The organism is Pseudomonas sp. A125, assembly GCF_055409485.1.
This window is the reverse complement of the sequence record NZ_JBUZVP010000005.1, coordinates 202,235-222,512: the sequence shown is the minus strand read 5'-3', so window position 1 is coordinate 222,512 and position 20,278 is coordinate 202,235. Positions and strand designations below refer to the sequence as shown.

General features: G+C 63.6%; 16 protein-coding genes. 9 read left to right on the top strand and 7 right to left on the bottom strand.

The features are described 5' to 3' along the window. The first annotated feature begins 29 nt into the window (after window positions 1–29). The 5 genes from ACZRN6_RS09335 to ACZRN6_RS09315 are packed head-to-tail and all read left to right on the top strand — an operon-like array spanning window position 30 to window position 6,406. Window positions 30–1,205 (top strand): LLM class flavin-dependent oxidoreductase, encoded by a 1,176-nt coding sequence (locus ACZRN6_RS09335; protein WP_464007787.1) that lies wholly within the window; start codon window positions 30–32, stop codon window positions 1,203–1,205. Between the two features lie 3 nt (window positions 1,206–1,208). Then, window positions 1,209–2,759: an ABC transporter substrate-binding protein gene (locus tag ACZRN6_RS09330; protein ID WP_464007786.1), complete on the top strand. Its 1,551-nt coding sequence runs from the start codon at window positions 1,209–1,211 to the stop codon at window positions 2,757–2,759. Next, entirely contained in the window at window positions 2,752–3,798 is a 1,047-nt protein-coding gene (locus ACZRN6_RS09325) for an ABC transporter permease (RefSeq protein ID WP_322145526.1), read from the top strand. Before ACZRN6_RS09330 ends, ACZRN6_RS09325 begins: the two co-directional genes overlap by 8 nt. After that, on the top strand, window positions 3,795–4,631 hold the full coding sequence (locus ACZRN6_RS09320; RefSeq protein ID WP_464007785.1) for an ABC transporter permease: 837 nt from the start codon (window positions 3,795–3,797) through the stop codon (window positions 4,629–4,631). The genes ACZRN6_RS09325 and ACZRN6_RS09320 overlap by 4 nt, the downstream gene beginning before the upstream one ends. Further along, window positions 4,628–6,406 (top strand): dipeptide ABC transporter ATP-binding protein, encoded by a 1,779-nt coding sequence (locus tag ACZRN6_RS09315; protein ID WP_464007784.1) that lies wholly within the window; start codon window positions 4,628–4,630, stop codon window positions 6,404–6,406. The genes ACZRN6_RS09320 and ACZRN6_RS09315 overlap by 4 nt, the downstream gene beginning before the upstream one ends. A gap of 68 nt (window positions 6,407–6,474) precedes the next feature. Here ACZRN6_RS09315 and ACZRN6_RS09310 read toward each other — a convergent pair whose 3' ends face one another. The 7 genes from ACZRN6_RS09310 to ACZRN6_RS09280 all read right to left on the bottom strand — a co-directional run bounded on the left by ACZRN6_RS09310 (window position 6,475) and on the right by ACZRN6_RS09280 (window position 16,007). Next, window positions 6,475–6,933 (bottom strand): REP-associated tyrosine transposase, encoded by a 459-nt coding sequence (locus ACZRN6_RS09310; protein ID WP_322145523.1) that lies wholly within the window; start codon window positions 6,931–6,933, stop codon window positions 6,475–6,477. Window positions 6,934–7,100: 167 nt separating this feature from the next. After that, window positions 7,101–8,180 carry an LLM class flavin-dependent oxidoreductase gene (locus ACZRN6_RS09305; RefSeq protein ID WP_464007783.1) on the bottom strand — a complete coding sequence of 360 codons (1,080 nt, stop codon included), beginning with the start codon at window positions 8,178–8,180 and terminating at the stop codon, window positions 7,101–7,103. Window positions 8,181–8,199: 19 nt separating this feature from the next. Further along, window positions 8,200–10,761: a TonB-dependent receptor plug domain-containing protein gene (locus ACZRN6_RS09300; protein WP_464007782.1), complete on the bottom strand. Its 2,562-nt coding sequence runs from the start codon at window positions 10,759–10,761 to the stop codon at window positions 8,200–8,202. Window positions 10,762–10,909: 148 nt separating this feature from the next. Continuing rightward, a complete protein-coding gene (locus ACZRN6_RS09295) occupies window positions 10,910–12,466 on the bottom strand; it encodes an ABC transporter substrate-binding protein (RefSeq protein ID WP_322145520.1) in 1,557 nt (518 codons plus the stop codon). A 4-nt stretch (window positions 12,467–12,470) separates the two neighbouring features. Next, the gene (locus tag ACZRN6_RS09290) at window positions 12,471–13,679 is read right to left on the bottom strand and encodes an LLM class flavin-dependent oxidoreductase (protein WP_322145519.1); all 1,209 of its coding nucleotides are present in this window, start codon (window positions 13,677–13,679) and stop codon (window positions 12,471–12,473) included. A 13-nt stretch (window positions 13,680–13,692) separates the two neighbouring features. Then, entirely contained in the window at window positions 13,693–14,916 is a 1,224-nt protein-coding gene (locus ACZRN6_RS09285; protein WP_464007781.1) for an alpha/beta hydrolase, read from the bottom strand. A gap of 14 nt (window positions 14,917–14,930) precedes the next feature. After that, a complete protein-coding gene (locus ACZRN6_RS09280; RefSeq protein WP_464007780.1) occupies window positions 14,931–16,007 on the bottom strand; it encodes an ABC transporter substrate-binding protein in 1,077 nt (358 codons plus the stop codon). 402 nt (window positions 16,008–16,409) lie between these two features. Between ACZRN6_RS09280 and ACZRN6_RS09275 the strand changes: the two genes are divergently transcribed. The 4 genes from ACZRN6_RS09275 to ACZRN6_RS09260 all read left to right on the top strand — a co-directional run bounded on the left by ACZRN6_RS09275 (window position 16,410) and on the right by ACZRN6_RS09260 (window position 19,690). Then, window positions 16,410–17,486: a sigma-54 interaction domain-containing protein gene (locus ACZRN6_RS09275; protein ID WP_464007779.1), complete on the top strand. Its 1,077-nt coding sequence runs from the start codon at window positions 16,410–16,412 to the stop codon at window positions 17,484–17,486. Between the two features lie 48 nt (window positions 17,487–17,534). Next, complete coding sequence (locus tag ACZRN6_RS09270; protein WP_322145515.1) at window positions 17,535–18,155, top strand: LbetaH domain-containing protein; 621 nt, start codon at window positions 17,535–17,537, stop codon at window positions 18,153–18,155. A gap of 84 nt (window positions 18,156–18,239) precedes the next feature. After that, window positions 18,240–18,758, top strand: a complete 519-nt coding sequence (locus ACZRN6_RS09265; RefSeq protein ID WP_464007778.1) for a sigma-70 family RNA polymerase sigma factor — start codon at window positions 18,240–18,242, stop codon at window positions 18,756–18,758. Next, the gene (locus tag ACZRN6_RS09260) at window positions 18,755–19,690 is read left to right on the top strand and encodes a FecR domain-containing protein (protein ID WP_464007777.1); all 936 of its coding nucleotides are present in this window, start codon (window positions 18,755–18,757) and stop codon (window positions 19,688–19,690) included. The genes ACZRN6_RS09265 and ACZRN6_RS09260 overlap by 4 nt, the downstream gene beginning before the upstream one ends. Window positions 19,691–20,278 lie beyond the last annotated feature (588 nt).

Sequence of the window (20,278 nt, the reverse complement as noted above, 5' to 3'; positions counted from 1 at the left end):
GGGGCGGTTCCATTCAAGGACGTTGCCCCATGGCGGTAAAAATTCTCTGGTACCTCACCACCCCCGACGGCCCTTATCCATGGGAACCCGAAGGCCGCTGGAAGACCGACTTCCAACACCTCAAGCAACTCGCGGTCGCCAGCGACCGCCTGGGTTTCTACGGCTCGCTGCTGGGCTCCAGCCCCAACGAAAGCCTGGCGGTAGCCGCCTCGCTGATCGACGCCACCCAGCGCCTGCGCTTCCTGGTGGCGCAACACCCGGGCGAGCTGTCACCGGCAGTCCTGGCCAAGTGGGCCCTGACCTTTGACCAATTCTCCAATGGCCGCCTGCTGTTCAACGTGGTCAATGGCAACGACGCGGGCCTGGCGACCCTCGGCGTGCACTACCCCCATGACGAACGCTACGCCTTCAGCCTCGAATACTGGCGCGCCTTCCAGGGTTTCTATGCCGGCGATACTCGGGGTTATGACGGCCAATACGTCAAGCTCGCACCGCGTGCGCCGGGGGCGGCCAAGCATCCGTTGGGCGGCTGGCACCCGCCGTACCAGAAGCCTGGCATCCCGCTGTGGGGCGCCGGTACGTCGGGCCCGGGCGTTGAGCATTCGGTGCAGTTGCTCGACGTGTACCTGAGCTTCGCCAATACGCCGCCGAAGCTGGGGGACAAATTCCGCAAGGTCGCCGCCGAAGCCGCGAAGATCGGCCGTGAACTGACCTTCGGCACCCGCCTGCAAATCATCGTGCGCGAGACCGAACAAGAGGCCTGGGCCCACGCCGAGAAACTGCTGCAACGCACCTCGCTGCAAACCGCACGTAACGCCATCGAGCGCCAGTTGCCACCCGGTGTGAGCTTCGAGGATTTCCACAGCGACGACCCGCAAACCCAGCGCAACGTCGAGACTATTCGCGCCGGCCGCCTGCCCGAGGCCCGCGACCTGGAGATTTACCCCAACGTATGGCTCGGCCCGAGCCTGTTCGGGTTCAACATCCTTGGCCCCGCCGCCGGCACTTACCTGGTGGGCAGCGCCGAACAGGTGGCCGAGCGTATCCGCGAGTACGAAGCCCAGGGCACCTCGGCATTCATCCTGTCGGGTTTCCCGCTGATCGATGAGGCGCACCGGGTGGCGGACCTGCTATTTCCGCTGCTGGACCTGGACCACGGTTTTGAAGTGCCGCGTCTGAACGCCGTGCAACACCACGAGGCGTAGCTGATGAACGAAGGATTTTCCCGCCGGGTGTTCCTCGGCAACAGCCTGGCCATCGGCGGCGGTTTGCTGCTGGGCGGCTGTGACAGCGGTGCCGCGCCGGCAGCGGTATTGTCGACCACGCCGACCACTGGTGGACGCCTGCGCATCGGCATCATCGACGGCGACCAGTCCGGCAACCTCGATGCCCACAAACCGGTGGGCGGCGGGATCATTCGCGGCTGGGCGCTGTACAGCAAGTTCTGGGAATGGAACACCGACGTCAGCACGCGCCTTGCCCTGGCCGAGTTCGCCGAGCCGAACGCCGACGCCAGCGCATGGACCATCCGCATCAAGCCGGGCCTGGAGTTCCACCACGGCAAGACCATCGGCGCCGACGACATGCTGTTCTCGCTGCTGCGCCTCACCGACCCGAAACTCGCCTCGCCATTTGCCGGCCTGGTGGGCGCCATCGACCGCAATGCGCTGCGCAAGCTGGATGAGCGCACCATCGAAATCCGCTTCAAACAGGGCCAGAGTTTTTTCCCTCTGGACGAAACCCTCATCAGCTTCGGCGGCATCGTGCCCACCGACTACCACCCCATCACCAACCCCGTGGGCGCCGGCCCCTACAAGCTCAAGCGCTTCGTGCCCGGCCAGCGCTCGCTCTACAGCCGGTTCGAGAATTACTACAAACCCGGCCAGCCCTATGCCGACGAACTGGAGATCATCGAGTTCAAGGACCAGGTGTCACGGGTTGCCGCGCTGCGTGCCGGGCAGATCGACGTCGCCAGCGGCGTGCAGGCCGAGCACAGTGCGCTGCTCAAGGCCGACTCGCGCCTGTCGCTGTGTGTGTCGCCCAGCACCTCGTTCACCGGTTTCAACCTGAACCTGGCCAAGCCGCCGTTTGACGACGTGCGGGTGCGCCAGGCGTTCCGTTTGCTGGCCGATCGGCAAGAGCTGGTGGGCCGTGGCCTCAACGGTTTCGGACGCATCGCCAACGACCTGTATTCGCCCCACGACCCCACCTACAACCACGACATTGCGCAGCGTCCCCAGGACCTGGACCAGGCACGCTCGCTGCTGCGCCAGGCCGGACAGACCGATTTGCGGGTGGAGCTGACGACCCCGTCCGGCTCCGGCGTGAATGCCGCTTTGGTGTTTGCCCAGCAGGCGAAGAAGGCTGGCGTGGAGGTCCGCGTTACCCAGGTCGACGGCGCCGTATTCAACGGCCCGCAGCGTGAGCAGTGGCAACTCTCGCCGGGTTCGACCCCGGCCCGTGGCTTCCTCGCGTCGGCGTTGCACAACGATGCGCCGCTGGCGATCTACAACCGCAGCAATTTCCATGACCCGCGTTTCGATGCGCTGTACCGCCAGGCGCTGGCGCAGCCGGATGTGCAGTTGCGCAAAGGCCTGGTGCACGAGGCCCAGCAGATCCAGCACGAACGCGGCGGGCTGCTGATCTGGGGCTTCAGCGATGTGCTGGACGCCGCGTCGGTGCGGGTTGGCGGCCTTACGCCAGAACAGACCACCTTCGCCTCCTGGCGCTTTGACGAGCTGTGGTTGAACCATGTCTAAACCCTTGCGAACACCCGCCTGGCTGTCGTGGTTTATTGGCCGGCTGGGCTATGGCCTGCTCACCGCCTGGGTAATCAGCCTGGTGGTGTTTATCGCCACCCAGGCGCTGCCCTCGGACCCGGCCCGGGTGATTCTCGGCCCCGACGCGCCGCTGCAAAGCATCCTCACCCTGCAACATCAACTGGGGCTGGACCAGCCGATCCTGCGCCAATACCTGCGCTGGCTCGGCTCGGCCCTGAGCGGTGACCTCGGGGTGTCACTGGATTCGAACGCGCCAGTCAGCAGCCTCCTGTGGGGCCGTTTCGGCTACACCCTGGCGCTGCTCGCCGGGGTCATCGCCGTGGTGGTGCCTGCGGCGCTGGGCCTTGGCGTGTACCTGGCGCTGCGCCGCGACAGCCACCTCGACCGCTGGAGCCTGTCGTTGCTGATTTTCCTCAAGGCCACGCCCGGCTTTCTGTTGGCCATCGGCCTGGTGCTGCTGTTTTCCATGCCGCACATGGACTGGTTGCCCGCGGTGTCGATCCTCGACCCGGACCAGTCGCTGTGGCGCCAGTTGCCGTTCCTGGTGCTGCCGGTGCTGGCGCTGGGCCTGTCGGCGCTGCCCTACCTCACGCGCATGGTGCGCGCGGCAATGATCGAGGCGCTGGAGTCCGACTACGTGATTGCCGCACGGCTGCGGGGCATTCCGCAGTGGCGCATCGTGTGGCGTCATACCTTGCCTAACGCGCTGGTCCCGGCGATCCAGGGTGTGGCCCTGACCCTGCGCACGCTGATCGGCGGCGCGGTGCTGGCCGAGGTCATCTTCAGTTACCCCGGCATCGGCACGGCCCTCAACGCGGCGATCCAGATGCGCGACTTGCCGATGATCCAGGCCATTGTGCTGGTGATCACCCTGGCGGTGGTGCTGATCAATCTGTTGGCCGACCTGTTGACGGTGCTGCTCACGCCCAAGCTGCGCACGGCCCGTCGCGTGACCATGATTTTGCGCAACCGCCGGGGCATTACCCCATGGTGGCGGCGCTCGCGAGGTGATGCATGAGCAACAGTCGAATCTCCCGCTGGCTGGCCGAACCGCAAACCCGCAAGGGCGCGCTGATTACCTTGCTGGTGATCGCCGTGGCGCTGTTCGGCCCGTTGCTGGCGCCCCATGGCTCGACGGACATGGTCGGGCCGGTGTATGGCGCTCCTGCTGGCTGGGCGCTGCTTGGCTATGACTTCCTGGGGCACGACGTGTTGTCGAGGCTGCTCAACGGTGGCCTGTCGGTGCTGTGGATGTCGCTGGCGGCGGCCGGCATTGCCCTGGCCGTCGGCAGCACCCTGGGCCTGCTCGCGGGCCTGTCGCGGCGGCGCCTGGACCAGTTGATCACCTGGCTGGCGGACGTGTCGCTGGCGTTTCCCGACTTGATCCTGGTGTTGTTGATTGTGTCGATGCTGGGCCGTGCGCCGTGGTTGATTGTGCTCACGGTGTCGATTGCATTTATCCCGGGGGTGATCCGCCTGGCGCGGGCCAGCGCGGTGGCGGTGGCGGGGCAGGAGTTTGTCGAGGCGGCGCAGATGATGGGCTATTCGCGGCGGCGGATCCTGTTCAAGGAGATCCTGCCGAATATCCTCACGCCGTTGCTGGTGCACTTTGGCAACATGCTGACCTGGGGCGTGGGCATGCTCTCGGGCCTGAGTTTCCTCGGTTACGGTGTGGCACCGCCGACGGCGGACTGGGGCTTGATGATCAACGAAAACCAGGCCGGGTTGCTGGTGCAGCCCTGGGCCGTGCTGGCGCCGGCGGTGTTGATCGGTGTGTTTGCCTATGGCACCAATATCCTCGCCGAAGGTATCGGCCGCAGCAGCGCACGCCTGGGAGAAAAACAACCATGAACGCCATCGCGGAGATTACGACGACGGTGCTGCAGGTGAGTGACTTGCGGGTTGAATTGGCGGGGCAGGTGGATGTGCTGTCCGGTGTGTCCTTCAGCCTGCAAGCGGGTGAAATCCTCGGGTTGGTGGGGGAGTCGGGTTCAGGTAAGACCACCTTGGCCACGGCGCTGCTGGGTCATGCCCGGCGCGGCGCACAGATTATCGGTGGCCAGGTGCACATCGCCGGCCAGGCGTTATTGAGCCTGGAAGGTGAAGCCTTGCGCCGCGCCCGTGGCAGCCTGATCGGCTATGTGGCGCAGGACCCGGCCACGGCGCTGAATCCGGCGCTGCGCATTGGCAGCCTGCTGCGCGAAACCCTGGCGGTGCATCCACTGCGGCTGGACAAGGCGGCGCAGCAACAGCGGATTATTGAAACCTTGCGTGATGTCGGCTTGCCTGATGACGCGCAGTTTCTACGGCGCTTCCCCCATCAACTCTCCGGCGGCCAGCAACAGCGGGTGATGCTGGCCCTGGCGTTCGTGCTGCGGCCCCGGCTGATCGTGCTGGACGAACCGACCACCGCCCTGGACGTCACCACCCAGGCGCATATCCTCGCCACCTTGCGCCGCCTGTGCAAAAGCCAGGGCGTGGCGGCGGTGTATGTGTCCCATGACCTGGCGGTGATCAAGGACCTGGTGGACCGGGTGATGGTGATGTACGCCGGGCGGATCGTAGAAACGGCCACGCGGGCCGGGTTGTTCAGCCGGCCTGCGCATCCCTATACGCGCGGTTTGCTGGCGGCGATTCCCGATGTGGCCGGGCGCCGTGAATTGCTGGCGATTGGCGGGCATGCACCCGCGCCGGGGCAGCGCCCGCAAGGCTGTGGTTTCGGGCCGCGGTGTGAGCGTTTTCGGCCTGAGTGTTCGCAGCACGAACCGTTATTGCAAACGCTTTTGGCGGCGCATGAAGTGGCGTGTTTCGCGCCCCACGACCAACCGTTGCAGCGGATTGCCCTGGCGCCGATTGCAGCCGTAGATACGCGCACCGACCAGGCCTTGTTGGAGGTCAGCGGGTTGAACGTGGCGTATGACCGGCAAGTGCTGTTTGACGTGTCGCTGCAGCTGCTGCCGGGCGAATGCCTGGCGCTGGTGGGTGAGTCCGGCTCTGGCAAGACCAGCCTGGCGCGGGCGGTGGCCGGGTTGGGGGAAAATGCCGAAGGCGAGCTGCGATATGCCGGGCTACCGCTGCCGTTACAGGCACGGCAGCGTGAGGCGGGGTTGCGCCACCAGATTCAGTACATCTTCCAGAACCCGTACCGGGCGTTGAACCCCCGGCAGACGGTGTACCAGACCCTGAGCGCGCCGCTCGAACATTTCTTTGCCGTCAGAGGCGCCGCCGCGCGGGAGCGGGTGGAGGCGGTGCTCAAGCGCGTATCGCTGCCGGCTTCGGTGGCCGGGCTGTATCCCCATAGCCTGTCGGGCGGCGAACGCCAGCGCGTGGCGATTGCCCGGGCGCTGTTGTGTGAGCCGAAACTGTTGATCTGCGATGAGATCACCTCGGCGCTGGATGTATCGGTACAGGCGTCAATCCTGGATTTGCTGCGTCAGTTGCAGCGGGACGGGTTGACGTTATTGTTCGTCACTCACGACCTGGGTGTGGTGCGGGCGATTGCTGACCGAGTGCTGGTGCTGAAGGTCGGGCGGGTGGTGGAGCAGGGCGCCGTGGGCAGTGTGCTGGATCAGCCGCAGGCGGCCTATACGCAGACGTTGCTTGCGCATTCGCCGTCGTTGGGTTGATTCGCCGGCAAGCCGGCTCCTACACGAACCCTGTAGGAGCCGGCTTGCCGGCGATGGCGTCCGTCCGTTCACACCCAAATGGCATCCCACAGCGGATAGTCATGTACCCGCCGCACCAGCCCCGCCCGTATTGGGTTGGTGATGATGTAACGAGCCACGGCCTGCAGGTCTTCCTCCCGGCGAATCGCCCGATCGTGAAAACCTTTCTGCCAGAAGCGCCCCGAGCGCCCCAAGTGCGCGTTAACCGCACGCGCACTGCGGGACTTTGTTGCAAGCATCAGTTGCGGCAACGTGCTGTGTTTGAGCTCGACCAGCCAATGGAAATGATCAGGCATGACGACCCAGGCGAGAGAGTCAACCAAACCTTCGGTGTGGGCCTGACGGAATTGATGAACGACTAATCGGCCGACCCGCCAATCGGTGAAGACAGGATCGCGGTGCTGGGTGACGGCTGTCAGCATGTAAATCTGCCCGGATTCGGAATAGCGGCCGGTGCGTAGGTGTTTGGCGTGGGGAAGCGTGGACATTCCCTGTCCTCCTGTTGGTAATACAGGCAGGAAAGGCTAGTGCGTAACGTCGAGATTTGGGGCGGGCTTTTGGCTCAGGGTGTGTCTGTGGGGGCGCCATCGCCGGCAAGCCGGCTCCTACAGGTTTCGTGTAGGAGCCGGCTTGCCGGCGATAGCGGAGGCCGTCTTTACGCGGCCTTGCGGCGCCGAGCCTCTTCGCGCACCGCCGGAATGATCCACCGCCCATAATCCACGGTGTCATACAGCGGGTCATACCCCCGGTTCAAAAACGTCGTGACCCCCAGATCCACATAATCCAGCAGCGCCTGGGCCACCGTCTCCGGTGTGCCCACCAACGCCGTGGTGTCGCCATACGCCCCAACAGCCGTCGCCGTGGGCATCCACAATGCCCGATCATGCCGATCCCCCAGCGCTGCCGCTGCCAACAATCGCTCCGACCCGGTGCCCTTGATCCGCTTCTGCCACGGACTGCCCGCCGCAAACTGCGGGTTGGCCTTGATCTGCGCCAGAATCTGCTCCGCCCGCTGCCAGGCCAATTCCTCGGTCGGGCCCAAAATCAGGCGTACCGACAAACTCACCCTTGGCGCCTCTACACCCGCGGCACTGGCTGCCGCCTTGAGCTTGGCAATCTGCTCCGCCACGCCGCTCAACGGCTCGCCCCACAGTGCGTACAAATCCGCATGCTTGACCGCAATCTGATAGGCAATGTCCGACGAGCCGCCAAACGAGATCGGGATGTGCGGCTGTTGCAGCGGCTTGACCGGCGAAAACGCGCCCTTGATGTTGAAGTACTTGCCCGCGAAGTCGAACGGCTCTTCGGCGGTCCACGTACGCCGCACAATCTCCAGGTATTCGTCGGTGCGTTGGTAGCGCTCGGTCTTGTCCAGCAGGAAGTCGCCCTCCTGGGGCTCGGCGGTAATGCCGGTGATGGCGTGCAGCCGAATGCGCCCGCCGCCAGTGGTGTGGTCCAGCGTAGCGAAGGCTCGCGCCGCGACTGTCGGCGCAGTGAGCCCCGGGCGGTGGGCAATCATGAACCCCAGGCGCTCGGTGTGCGCTGCCGCGTAGGCGGCGATTTGCAGGCTGTCGGCGCTGCCGGGCCCGCTGGCGATCAGCACCCGGTCAAAGCCTGCGTGTTCATGGGCGCGGGCGTGGTGGCGGATAAAGTCGAGGTCGAAATCCGGGCTGCGCACGCCACGGGTCTCGGACCATTGGCGGGGGAAGATCATGCCGACAAATTCAATGGACATGGTGGGGCTCCTGTGAGGGTTAGAACTGGTAGTCGACCTGGGCCAGTAAGGTGCGGCCAGGCATCGGTTGCAGGAAGGTATTGGTGGAGCCGGCCAGGCCGCTGACGAAGTTCAGCTCGTTGGTCAGGTTCAGCACGCGCAAGGTGGTGCTCCACTGCGGCTGGCGGTAGTACACGGCAAGGTCGAGGTTGTATTCGTTGGGGATCTTTACGGTCTTGCTCAGGTTCAGGTACCAGTTGCTGGTCCACCAGCCGGACAGCTCGGCGCCAAAGCCCGAGTCAAAGCGGTAGTCGACGTAGCCACTGGCGGTGTATTCGGGAATCTGCACCGCGTCAAAACGCCCGGAAGGTCGCTGGTTGAGGCTGTTGTTGTCGCCGAATACCGTGCCGTTGTCGGGCACAAACCCGGCTGACGCAAAGCCCGCCTGGGAGGTGAATTCGTTGTAGGCGTTGAGCTTGGACAGGTTCAAGCCGCTGCGCAGGTGCTCATCCGGCTGATAACGCACGGTGGCTTCCACGCCCTTGATCACCAGCCGCGCGATGCTGTTGTTGCTGTCTGGCGCCTGGTCCCGGGCCTGCTTGAACGCGGCCAGGGTCATGAACAGTTGGTTGGGCACCGCTTCCACCTTCACGCCCACTTCGTGCAACACGCTCAGGCTCTGAAACGCCAGCGGGTTGAGCTGGTTGGCGCCACTGCCGCTGCCCCAGCCCAGGCCGTTGGAGAAGAACCCGGTGTTGACCGCCAGCGAGCGATCGAAGGTGTAGTAGAGCGTGGTGTTTTGCGTGGGTTTGACGTAGGGGCTGACCTGGAATGCAAACAGCCGATAGTTGTCGCTGTCCTTGCGCGGGTTGCCGCCGGCGAGCACGAACGGATTGTCGATCTCGGCCTCGATCCAGCTGCGGCTGGCGCCGATGTTCAGGCCGAAATAGTCGCCGTACTTGAGGTTGTGCTGGCTGAAGAAGGTCTTGGTGGTCCAGGTGCTTTCGGCAGTGTAGGGCGCTACGGATTCGGCGTACAGGCCGTGCCCGGCCGGGTACATCGGCGGCAGGTTCAGCCAGCCATAGTAGTCGGAGTATTGCGGCACGCCGGGTTGGCCGATCCACGCACCATTGCCGCCGGCGGGGTTTGCGCCGTTCAGGCCCAGCAGGTCGCCCGGGTTTTTGCCGGACGGGTCCTGGGTCAAGTCATAGGCGTTGATGGTGGAGCCAAAACTGTTGTTGGCGGCAATCGACTGGTTGAATTCGCGGCGATAGATCAGGCCGGTGTTGCTGTCATCGCGCAGGGTCCAGCCGCCCAGCCAGGTTTCATTGCGTGAGCGGAATTCGAAGCGGTTGTCGAAGATGTTGTCTTTGGATTGCACCTGGAACGAACCCACGGCATCGGTGATGTCCTTGGAGCGTTGGTAGAACGTGCTGTTGGCCACCGTGATGGTGGGCGACAGGTCGGCCTCGATGCGCAATTGCGTGGTAAAGCGCCGGGAGCTGCTTTCGTCTTCCTTGCGCTGCCCGGTTTGCGAAGACAGCGAGCGTTCGCCGTTGCCCGCCAGCGTCGGGTCATACACCCAACCCCGCAGGCTGCCGGGGTTGCTTTGGGTATTGGGCGAGGCGGTCTGGAAACTGCCGTCCACCACACTGTATTGGCCCTGGGCATTACGCTGGCGTTTCACCCAGCCGAGCGTTGGTGCGTCGGCTGCACCGGAGGCCAGCACCGGCGACCACAGGCTGTTGCCGTTCTGGATAATCGGTGTGGCGCGGCCGGCGTAGTACTTGCCGTTGTCCACCAGGTCCTGGGTGGCGCGGTTCCAGCCGTGGGTGATGTTGTAGTCGTAGTAGTTGTCGTAGCTGGCGTTCCAGTCCACCCGTACGTTGTCGTTGCGCCAGGCGAGGGCGCCGTAGAAGGCGTCGAAATTGTTGTCGACGTTGTCGTAGAAGTCCTGCTGGCGCTGCTTGGTGATGCTCAGGCGGTAGGCCAGTTTGTCGCTCAAGGGCCCGGTGTTGTCGACGCTGAATTTGGTCGAGCTGCGCGAGGTGCCGTCCGGTATCCACGAGCCGAGTTCGCCGCTGAGTTTGGTCTTGAACTCGTTGAAGTCGGGCTTCTTGCTCAGGTAGTTCACATAACCGCCGCTGCCGGACACCGAACCGTAGGTGACCGAGGACGGGCCGGCGACAATGTCGGCGCCTTCGTAGGCGTTGAAATTCGCCGGGTGGCGTACGCCGTAAGCGCGCTGGCCATCCTGGAACACTTCGGAGCCCTGGGCGCGAAACTGCGGTGCGATCCCGGCGTTCTGGCCGCCGCCACGGGTGATACCGGGGGCGTATTTGACCAGGTCGTCGGCGCTGCGGATCGAGTCGTTGGCCAACTGCTCGGCGTTGATTTGCACCACCGAGCGCGGCGTATCGAGGACTTTGGTTTCGGTACCGCCGTACACCGACGTCGGTGGGCGAGTGGGCAGGGCGTCGTCATCGGACTGGCTGGCACTGGCCTGCACGGTCACGGTTTGCAGTTGGGTATCGGCGGCAAAGGCCTGAATTGGCAGGCTTGCGGCCAGCAGCAGAGGTAAACGCAAGGCGATAGCGTGCATGGCAGAAATGCCCCATAAAAAGAATGAAGAGCGCACGGTCCCTTGTAGGAGCCGGCTTGCCGGCGATAAGGCCCTTGAGCCCTGCGCCGGTCGACCGGACGCCATCGCCGGCAAGCCGGCTCCTACAGGGCGATACGGTGTAAGTGGCTCAGGCCGTGTCTTTGAGCCAGAGCTTTTCAAAGCGCCAGGTGCTGAACAGCGACTCTTCCGACTGCGCCCCGCCGACGCGGGTGGAGACGCTGTCGAGCAAATCGGCATAGCCCCAGATCAGCATCCCGCCGCGCTCGTACTGGATCTGCTGGACCTGATGCACCAGGGCCTTGCGTTTTTCCAGGTCGGGCTGGGCCATGGCGGCCAGGAACAGTTCACTGAATTGCGGGTCGTTGAAGTGGGTCTTGTTGGACACCGCAAACGGCGCGTCGGTATGGATCGCACTGGCCAGGAACGGCGCGCCGATGCTGCCGCCGGTGCTCAGGGTCCAGTCGTTTTTCAACGGGCCCTGGAAAGTCGCCAGGTCCACCTGCTTGACCTTGAGGGTCACGCCAATGCGCTTGGCCTGCTCGGCCAGCACCAGCGCCGAACTCAAGCCTGGCCCCGGGGTGGTGATCAATTCCACCTCGAGGTTTTCCTGGCCGGCGTCCTTGAGCAGTTGCGCCGCCCGTTGCGGGTCGTAGGGGCGTGGCCCGAGGTCGTGGTTGAAGGTCGGGTCGCTGGGCGCATACAGATCATTGGCCACCCGGCCCTGGCCGTTCAATGCGCGGCGCACCAGTTCGTCACGGTCGGCCATCAGGCGAAACGCTTCGCGCACCCGCGGGTCGTTGAAAGGTGGCTTGTCGAGGTTCATGTCGAACGACAACCAGTTGCCGGTCACCGAGGTGATCACCTTCAGGCGCGGGTCCTTTTGCAGGATCGGCAGCTGTTCGGTGGGCATCACGTTGGCCATGTCGATCTGCCCGGAACGCAGGGCGGCGAGGCGCGAGACCTGGTCTTTGAAGTCGATGATCTCCAGCTCATCGGCGTAGGGCTTGCCGTCCTTGTAGTAGTTCTCGAAACGGGTGAACAGCGAGCGCTGGCCGGGGGTGAAGCTTTTCAGTTTGTAGGGCCCGGCGCCCACCGGGTTGGTAACCGGGTGGTAATCCACCGGCACGATGCCGCCGAAGTTGACCCAGGTTTCTGCCAGCGGCATGTAGCTGCGACCCTCGCGAAAACTCAGGCGCACGGTGCGGTTGTCGAGCTTGACCAGGTTGTCGCGGTCCACCCAGTGCAGCAGCGCCGCGTAGGGCGAGGCCAGCTGCGGGTCGGTGAGGCGGCGGATCGAGAAGATCAGGTCATCGGCGTCGATGGTCTTGCCGTTGTGGAACTCCAGGCCGGGGCGCAGGCGCAGGGTCCAGCTGCTGGCGTCGGCATTCGGCTCGGCAAACTCGGCCAGGGCCAGGCGCGGCTGCATCTGCTCGTCCCATTCCCAGAGCTTGCTGTACAACGCAAAGCCGCGAACGATGCCGCTGCCAATGGGTTTGTGGGCGTCGAGGTTGCCGCTCTGGTTGCCGTCGAGAATCCCCAGGCGCAAGCGCCCGCCGTAGCGGGGTTGATCGTCGGCGGTGACGCTTTTGGGCGTGTCAGCGGGGCCGCAACCGGCCAGCAGCAAGCCGCCGCCGACGGTCGCGCTGTAGCCGAGAAAGTCCCGACGGCTGAACAGTAGGCTCATGGCATCAGACTCCGGCCGGGCCGTTGGCGGAGCGCAGTTCCAGCACCGGCTCCTGGGGACGACTCAGTTCGCCGCGTTCACTGCGAAAGTGCGGCAGGATGTGCTCGCCGAGGCGGTAGGCTTCTTCCAGGTGCGGATAGCCGGCGAGGAAGAACAGGTCGATGCCGATGCTGTTGTACTCGCGAATTCGCGCCACCACGTTCTCGTAGCTGCCCACCAGCGCGCAACCCGGCGGAACACCGATGTAGCCAAAACCGGTCCACACATTGGGGTGGATGAAGAAGTCATCGAAGCCCTGGGTCTCGGTTTTTTCGCTGAAGCCGTGCTCGTAGCTGAGCTTGCGCGCCGTACGCAACCCGGCGTGGGCCGCCACGGCCTTGACCGCGCCTCGGGCGATGCCTTCGTCGAAGAAGCGTTTGGCTTCGGTGCGGGCCAGCTCTTCGGTTTCCCGAGTGATCACGTCAATCGACAGGCCGAAGCGAATGTCGGTGCGGCCCCATTTCAACGCGCGCTCGCGCAGGTCCGCGATCAGTGCAGCGATCTCGTCCGGGTGTTCGGCGCGCATAAGATAGAAGTCGGCATGCTTGGCGGCAAACTCCCGGGCGGGGATGGACGAACCGGCGGTGCAGATCAGCGGCAACTGGGCCTTCTTCAATGGCCCGCGCAGGCCGCCACCGTCGGCCTTGTAGAACTTGCCGTCGTAGTGGAAGGACTCGTTGTGCCAGAAGCCCTTGACCACGTCCATGAATTCGGTAGCGCGTGCGTAGCGTTCATCGTGGTCGCTGAAGTCGCCCACTTGGCGCTGGATCGCGTCCGAGCCACCGTTGATGATGTTCCACACCAGGCGGTTGCCGGTGGCCCGCTGGTAGGTCGCCGCCTGTTGCACCGCCACCCACGGGGTGTAGTGGTAAGGCTGGAAGGCGGTGACGAATTGCAGGGTGCGGGTTTCCCGGGCCAGCAGCGCGCAGACGGTCCACGGCTCCTCGCCGGTGGGCGCGTTGACCATCAGTGCGCCGCCAAAACCGTTGATTTCCGCAGCCCTGGCGATTTGCCCGAGGTAGTCGATGTAGGTGAAGTGATCACCGACACTGAAGCCCGATACCGCGCCGGTGCTGGGCCCGCCGCGATGCCAGTCGCCACGGTTGCGTGGGTCGCCGGGCAAAAACTGGGTTTCGCCGTGCAAGGGCAGGCGGGTGAAGAATTCAATGCTCATGCAAGCCTCCTGCTTATTGCGCGGTGGGGGCGCAGATCGGGGTGATCGGCTGGTCGTTGATGACCTTGTGGGCAAACGGGATCGAGTCCTTGAGTGACGCGTTGACCGTGGCGCTGTGGCCCAAGCCTTTGTACAGGTGGCCTTCGACAATGGAGCCGGCCTTGCAGGCGTCCTGCATCAGTTTGACCTGGGTCGCGGCGGCGGGGGTGGTGTCTTCGGCGCCGGTGCCGATGAAGATCGGCTTCGAGGTTTTCAGTGTCGGGTAGGACACTTGCGCCAGCCACGGGGCGAGTTGCTTGCCTTTGTAGTCTTTCTTGGTGTTGGCGATGCTCAGGCCGAGGCCTTCGACGTCGCCTTCGAGGGCGAACAGGCAACTGGTGCGGGCCTGCTCGAAAATCGGCAGGGCCTTGTCGGTGTAGAAATCGGCCGGGTTGATACTTGGGTCGTATTGTTGGGCGGCGAGCAGGGTATAGAAGCCGTAGGCCAGGGTGGGATCGACCTTGTTACGCACTTCTTCGCTCGGGTTCTTTGCATAGTCGAGGGTGTAGATCACGCCGGTGCCGATGCTGCCTTTCACCCCCAGGTCGGGGGCGTAGGTAGCGGCATAGGCCGCTGCGGCGAAGGCGCCGGCACCGCCTTGGGACTGACCGACGATCAACACCTTGTCGGCCAGCCCCGGTACATCGGCGACCACTGCCTTGGCGGCGTCGAGAATCCCGTAGGCCGCCATGCGGCTGTTCAGCAATGGGTGGCCGCCGGGCACGCCCAAGCCTTGGTAGTCGGTGGCGACGACGGCAAAACCTTCGGCCAGCCAGCGATTGAGGTAGGCCACGTCACGATACGAGCGACCTTGCCAGGACGGCGCACACACGTCCGCCACGCCCACGGTGCCATGGCCCCAGCTCGCCACCGGCCAACCACCGGCAGGCGGCGTACCTTTTGGCAGGAACAGCGCGCCAGACACCACAATCGGCGTCTTGTTATCGATGCCGTCTGTTGAGGTGTACAGAATGCGCTGGGCGCTGGCGGCATTGGCCAGGCTCAGGGTGCTGTCCAGGGGTTCGCTGCGCAGCAGTTTGCCGGGAACGGCCGGGATGGCTTTTTCCCAGGTGTAGAACGCCGAGACGCGGCCATCGCCTTGCAGCGGGTCGGGTTGGGCGTAAGCGTCGGCAGCAAACACGCTCATGGACAGGGCCAGGACGCTAAGGCCAAAGGCAAAGGAGTGCGGCAGTTTCATTATCAATTTCCCTATTACGGATTGGTGCTGACCTGGCCACGCAGGGCCGGCCAGTAGTCGGTGAGTTTCAGGTCGATCAGGGCCTGGTTGGTAAAACCGGTGGCCAGTGACGGGCCGATGTCGTAGGTGTCGCGAATCAGGTGGTTGGCCAGGGCGTAAGTGGTGAGCGCCTGGTAGTGCGCCTTGAGTTGCTGGTCGCTTTTCGGCGCCCAGCGATCCTTCCAGGCCACCGGGTCGTCCTGGTCGTCGCGGCGCAACACGCTTTCGGCGGTGCCGGCGCGGGATGACAGTTGGTAATAGGCGTCCTGGTTCTGTGGCTGGGAAATCCACCACGCAGCTTTCACCCAGGCGGTGGCGAGCAGTTGGGTGATGTCCGGGTGCTGCTGTACGAAGGTCTCGGTGCCCCACAGGTCTGAAACCAGCCGCCAGTCGTTGCTGCCTTGCTTGGTCGACCAGATGATCTTGCCCACGCCCTTGTCTTGCAGGGCATAGGCCTCGCTGAGCAACACCGCGGCATCGACCTTGCCGGCAGACACGGCGGCGGCGCCGACCTGCGGGTTGAGGTTGGCGATCTTGAAGTCGTCGAGCTTCAGCCCCTTGCTGGCCAGGAAGTTGCTGAAGGCGAACTCCCATGGTCGGCCGCGATGCAGCGCCAGGCGTTTGCCTTTGAGGTCCTCGATGGTTTTCGCGGTGGAGTTTTCGGGCACCACGAGGTAGATATTGTTGCCGCTGCCTCCGGGCACGATCAGCTTGCCCGGCACGCCACCGGCTCCGGCGATCACCGAGGGCAAGTCACCGCGTACGGCGAAGTCCAGGCTGTTGTTGCTGAAGCCTTCATTGATCTGCGGCCCGGCGCCGGCGTGAGGCAGGGCGATCCACTCCAGCTTGACCCCGCGCTCACGCAGTTGCGCTTGGAGCCAGCCGTCTTCGATAACGCGCCCGGCGATGCCGCCGAACACCGGTTTTCCGCCCTGGGTGTAGGCGACGATGGCGATTTTTACCGACGCCGGTGGCGTCGGTTCGGCCAGCACGCCGGTGCTGATCAGCACACCGAACACGGTGGCGATGTTGTTGCGCCAGAAACTTTTCATTGGAATCTCCCTGCTAAGTGATCGCGACGCCCTGTAGGCGCTGGCTTGCCGGCGAAGGCGTCCGTTTGGTCGGTGCAAGGCTTGAGGGCCTCATCGCTGGCAAGCCAGCTCCTACAGGGGAGGTGGCGTTGAGAGGGAGAGAGCAGATTGCATGCCATCAGCCGAAAAACGCGCTGCGCGCCTTGTAGAACGTGGCTTTGCGGGTTTTCTAAGTACTGGCTGGCAACGGCTTGGTGTTGATCTGCACACAGGCAGGTGCTGGCCGATTGCTGCTCCAGCAGCAGGTTGGGGGGGTTGTGTTGGTATATTCTTTTATGGAATATATAAATATTAATTAATAATTAAATGGTATAGAAAACTTCATGCACTATTGACAGGCGCTTTTACTGCCAGGAATGCACCATGTCGCTGATCACCCACCCCAACGCACGTGAATTGACCAAGTCGGTGCGCGCCACCGTGCTGGTCTTCAAGGACCCGCGCTCACAGGAACTGCTGGCGCGTATCGAACGCCTGGCCCCCAGTGAAGCCAATACGTTGATCATCGGCGAGACCGGCACCGGCAAGGAGTTGGTCGCGCGGCATATCCACCACCTGAGCCGTCGCGGCCGGGAGCCTTTTGTTGCAGTGAACTGCGGCGCGTTCGCCGAAACCCTGGTGGAAAGCGAGTTGTTCGGCCACGAAAAAGGCGCGTTCACCGGCGCCACCACCCACAAGGCCGGCTGGTTTGAAGCCGCTAACGGCGGCACGCTGTTCCTGGATGAGATCGGCGACTTGCCGTTGAACATGCAGGTCAAACTGCTGCGGGTTTTGCAGGAGCGCGAAGTGGTGCGCCTGGGCTCGCGCACGCCGATTCCGATCAACGTGCGGCTGGTGGCGGCCACCAACGTGAACCTTGCCGACGCGGTGGTGGCCGGGCATTTTCGCGAGGATTTGTTCTACCGCCTGCACGTCGCCACCATCCGCCTGCCGCCCCTGCGCGAGCGGCCGGGTGACATCCTGCCGCTGGCGGAATTTTTTCTGGAAGAACACTGCCAGCGGCTCGGTTACAACCGCGCTTCATTGAGCATCGATGCCGAGCGCAAGTTGCTGGAGCACAGTTGGCCTGGGAATATTCGCGAGCTGGAAAACGCGATTCACCATGCCTTGCTGGTATGCCGCAATCAGTTGGTGCAGCCACCGGACCTGCACCTGGTGGACATGCGTTCTTCGGGCATTCGCCAAGACGAGGCGCACCAGGCGGCGCCTGCAATCGCTGGGCCGGTGAGCCTGGAAGCGGCGTTGAATGCGTTGTTCGAGCAGAACATTGCAGACCTTTATGAGCACATCGAAGAGACGATCTTCCGTGCGGCTTATCGTTACTGCCATGGCAACCAGTTGCAGACTGGGCGTTTGCTGAATATCAGCCGCAATATCGTGCGGGCGCGGCTGGAGAAGATCGGCGAGTTGGGCAAGCCGGTGCTGCTCGACGAGCAGTGACGAGGGTGTTAGCGTTTCGGGCTTCTCTGATCTGTAGAGGGCTCGACGTTGATTCGACTCGCCGATTACATCGCTGATTTTTCTCGTTCGCCGCTGGCACCCTGGGCTGATCTTGCGCCTTGGGAGCTGGTCGGCCAGGCGCCTGGCGTGGTTCGCCAATTGCTGGCGGGGCTGTCTGATGATGAGTATGAAATTCACGACGAGATTGCGGTGCATCGCACGGCCGTTGTCGAAGTGGGGGCGGTTTTAAAAGCGCCGTTGATCATTGGTGCCCATTGTTTTATTGCCGCGGGGGCTTACCTTCGCGGGGGGTGCTGGGTGGATGAATATTGCATCTTCGGGCCGGGTGCAGAGCTTAAGACCTCCTTTGTTTTCAGCGGCAGCAAGCTGGCGCACTTCAACTTTGTCGGCGATTCGGTACTGGGGCACGGGGTTAACCTGGAAGCCGGGAGCATCGTTGCCAACTACCGGAACGAGCGTGACGACAAGCAAGTGCAGGTGCGCATTGATGGGCAGTTGCGGCGCACCGGCTGCGACAAGTTCGGCGCATTGCTGGGGGACCAGTGCCGGGTGGGCGCCAATGGCGTGTTGGCGCCGGGCGCGGTGCTCGGTTCAGGAAGCGTTGTAGGGCGCGGCCAACTGTTCGATGGAGAAGTGGATAACGGTTAGTCGAAAAGAACGTGGTATGCCGGCGGGTTATTAAATAGAATGAATCTCATTTGAGACTGACTCGCGCCGCGCAGGTTACTTGCCATGAATGATGCTGTAGTGCCGACGCACCTCGCTGAACCTAGCCTTCACACCCTGTACCGCGACCATCGCAGCTGGCTCGAAAGCTGGTTGCGGCGCCGCTTGGGCAACGCCTGGGATGCGGCCGACCTGAGCCAGGACACCTTTTTGCGGGTGTTGGCCAGCGCCCAGCCGATTGCCCAATTGCAGGAACCCCGGGCCTACCTGGTGACGGTGGGCAAGCGCTTGCTGGTGAATTTTCACCAGCGGCGCAGCCTGGAACAGGCGTATCTCAACGCGTTGATGCACTTGCCCGAGGCTTGCGTACCGTCGCCGGAACAGCGCTGGTTATTGCTGGAAACCCTGCAAGCCCTGGATGAATTGCTCGACGGTTTGCCGGCGGTGGTGCGCCGCGCGTTTCTCTGGAGCCAGTTGGAAGGCCTGGGCTATCGGGAGATTGCCGAGCGGCTCAAGGTGTCGCAGCGCACGGTCAAGCGCTACATGGCCCAGGCCTATGAGCATTGCCTGCTGGTGGACCTGTGAGCCGTACTGCGCCGGATCTGGCTCGTGCAGCGGCGCAATGGCTGGCGTTGCTGGAATCCGGCGGCGCCACCGAACGTGATCATGCCCGCCTGCAGCAGTGGCGTGACAGCCATCCCCAGCATGAGCAGATCTGGCAAAAAGCCCAATTGCTGCGCCAGCGGTTTACCGACTTGCCGCCAGCGTTGGCCATGGCCAGCCTCGATCGTCCGCAACCGGGACGGCGTGCAGTACTCAAGCGTGCCTTGGGCGTCGCCGCATTGTTGCCAACCGCGTGGTTGCTCAGTCGGCAATTGCCTATCGACGTGTGGCGCGCCGACCTGCACACCGCCACTGGCGAACGTAAGCGGGTGCCGCTGGTAGATGGCAGCAGCCTGCAACTGAATACCGCGAGTGCGGTGGACGTGGATACGGCCCAGCGGCGTGTGACGCTGGTGGAAGGGGAGATGGCGTTGACGGTGCCGGGGGCTGGTGCGCTGACGGTGCAGACGCGTTATGGCCAGGTGATCGTCAGCCAGGCTGAAGTGTGTGTGCGGCAGTTGTCTTCCGGGTGTTTGGTGTCGGCGTTGAAGGGCGCGGTGCAGGTGCAGGACCTGCGTGGGCAAGTGGCGACATTGCAGGGTGGGCAGCAGGTACGGTTGCAGGCGTCGGGGATGGGCGCTGCGGTGGTGTTTGATGCGTTGCAATTGGGTTGGCGCGACGGTGTGCTGACTGCGCAGAACCAGCTGTTGGGTGATTTTTTGCGGGAGTTGGAGCGGTATCGGCCAGGGGTAATGCGTTGGGACTCGAGCTTGGAAACGCTGCGGGTGAGCGGGAGTTTTCAGTTGGCCGACACTGATCGCATCCTTACGCTGCTGGCGTCGACGATGGCGCTGGAGGTGCAGTTTCGTACGCGGTATTGGGTGACGCTGGTGCCGCGCAAAGTGGTTGTCTGATGCGATCTGTGAGCTGGGGACATATCCGTTATTTAGGTCACGGCGGCTTATGGTTTCGCTCTTACAGCGAGTCACTTTGCAAAAGCGGCAAAGTAACCAAAACGCTCTGCCCCGCCTGTCGGCGCCTCGCCTAGGCTCGGCGTGCCCTCACTCCGGAATTGCTCCGCGGGCCGCCGCGACGGGCCATCCATGGCCCGGCGCGGCTAAACCGGCGTCCTGCCGGTTTACCCGCTCCTCAATCCCTGCGTTCGGCCTCGGGCTGAATGGGGCAGTTAGATCAAAATCAAGAGCAAGAGCACGGCGGCCTGAAAGCCGACCTGAGTGTTAAAAGCCAGATCAAAATCTGTAGGAGCTGGCTTGCCGGCGATGCAGGCGACTCGGTTTTTCAGATGCGCCGCGGCGATGCCATCGCAGGCAAGCCAGCTCCTACATTGGAACCGTGCCCGCTTTAGCTTTTGATCTGGCTTTTAACACTCAAGCCGGCCTGTAGGCCGCTGTGTTCTTGATCTGCTTGTGATCTTGATCTTAGGCGCCCCGTCAACCACGCTGGCCGAACGCAGGTATTACGGAGCGGGTAAACCGGCAGGA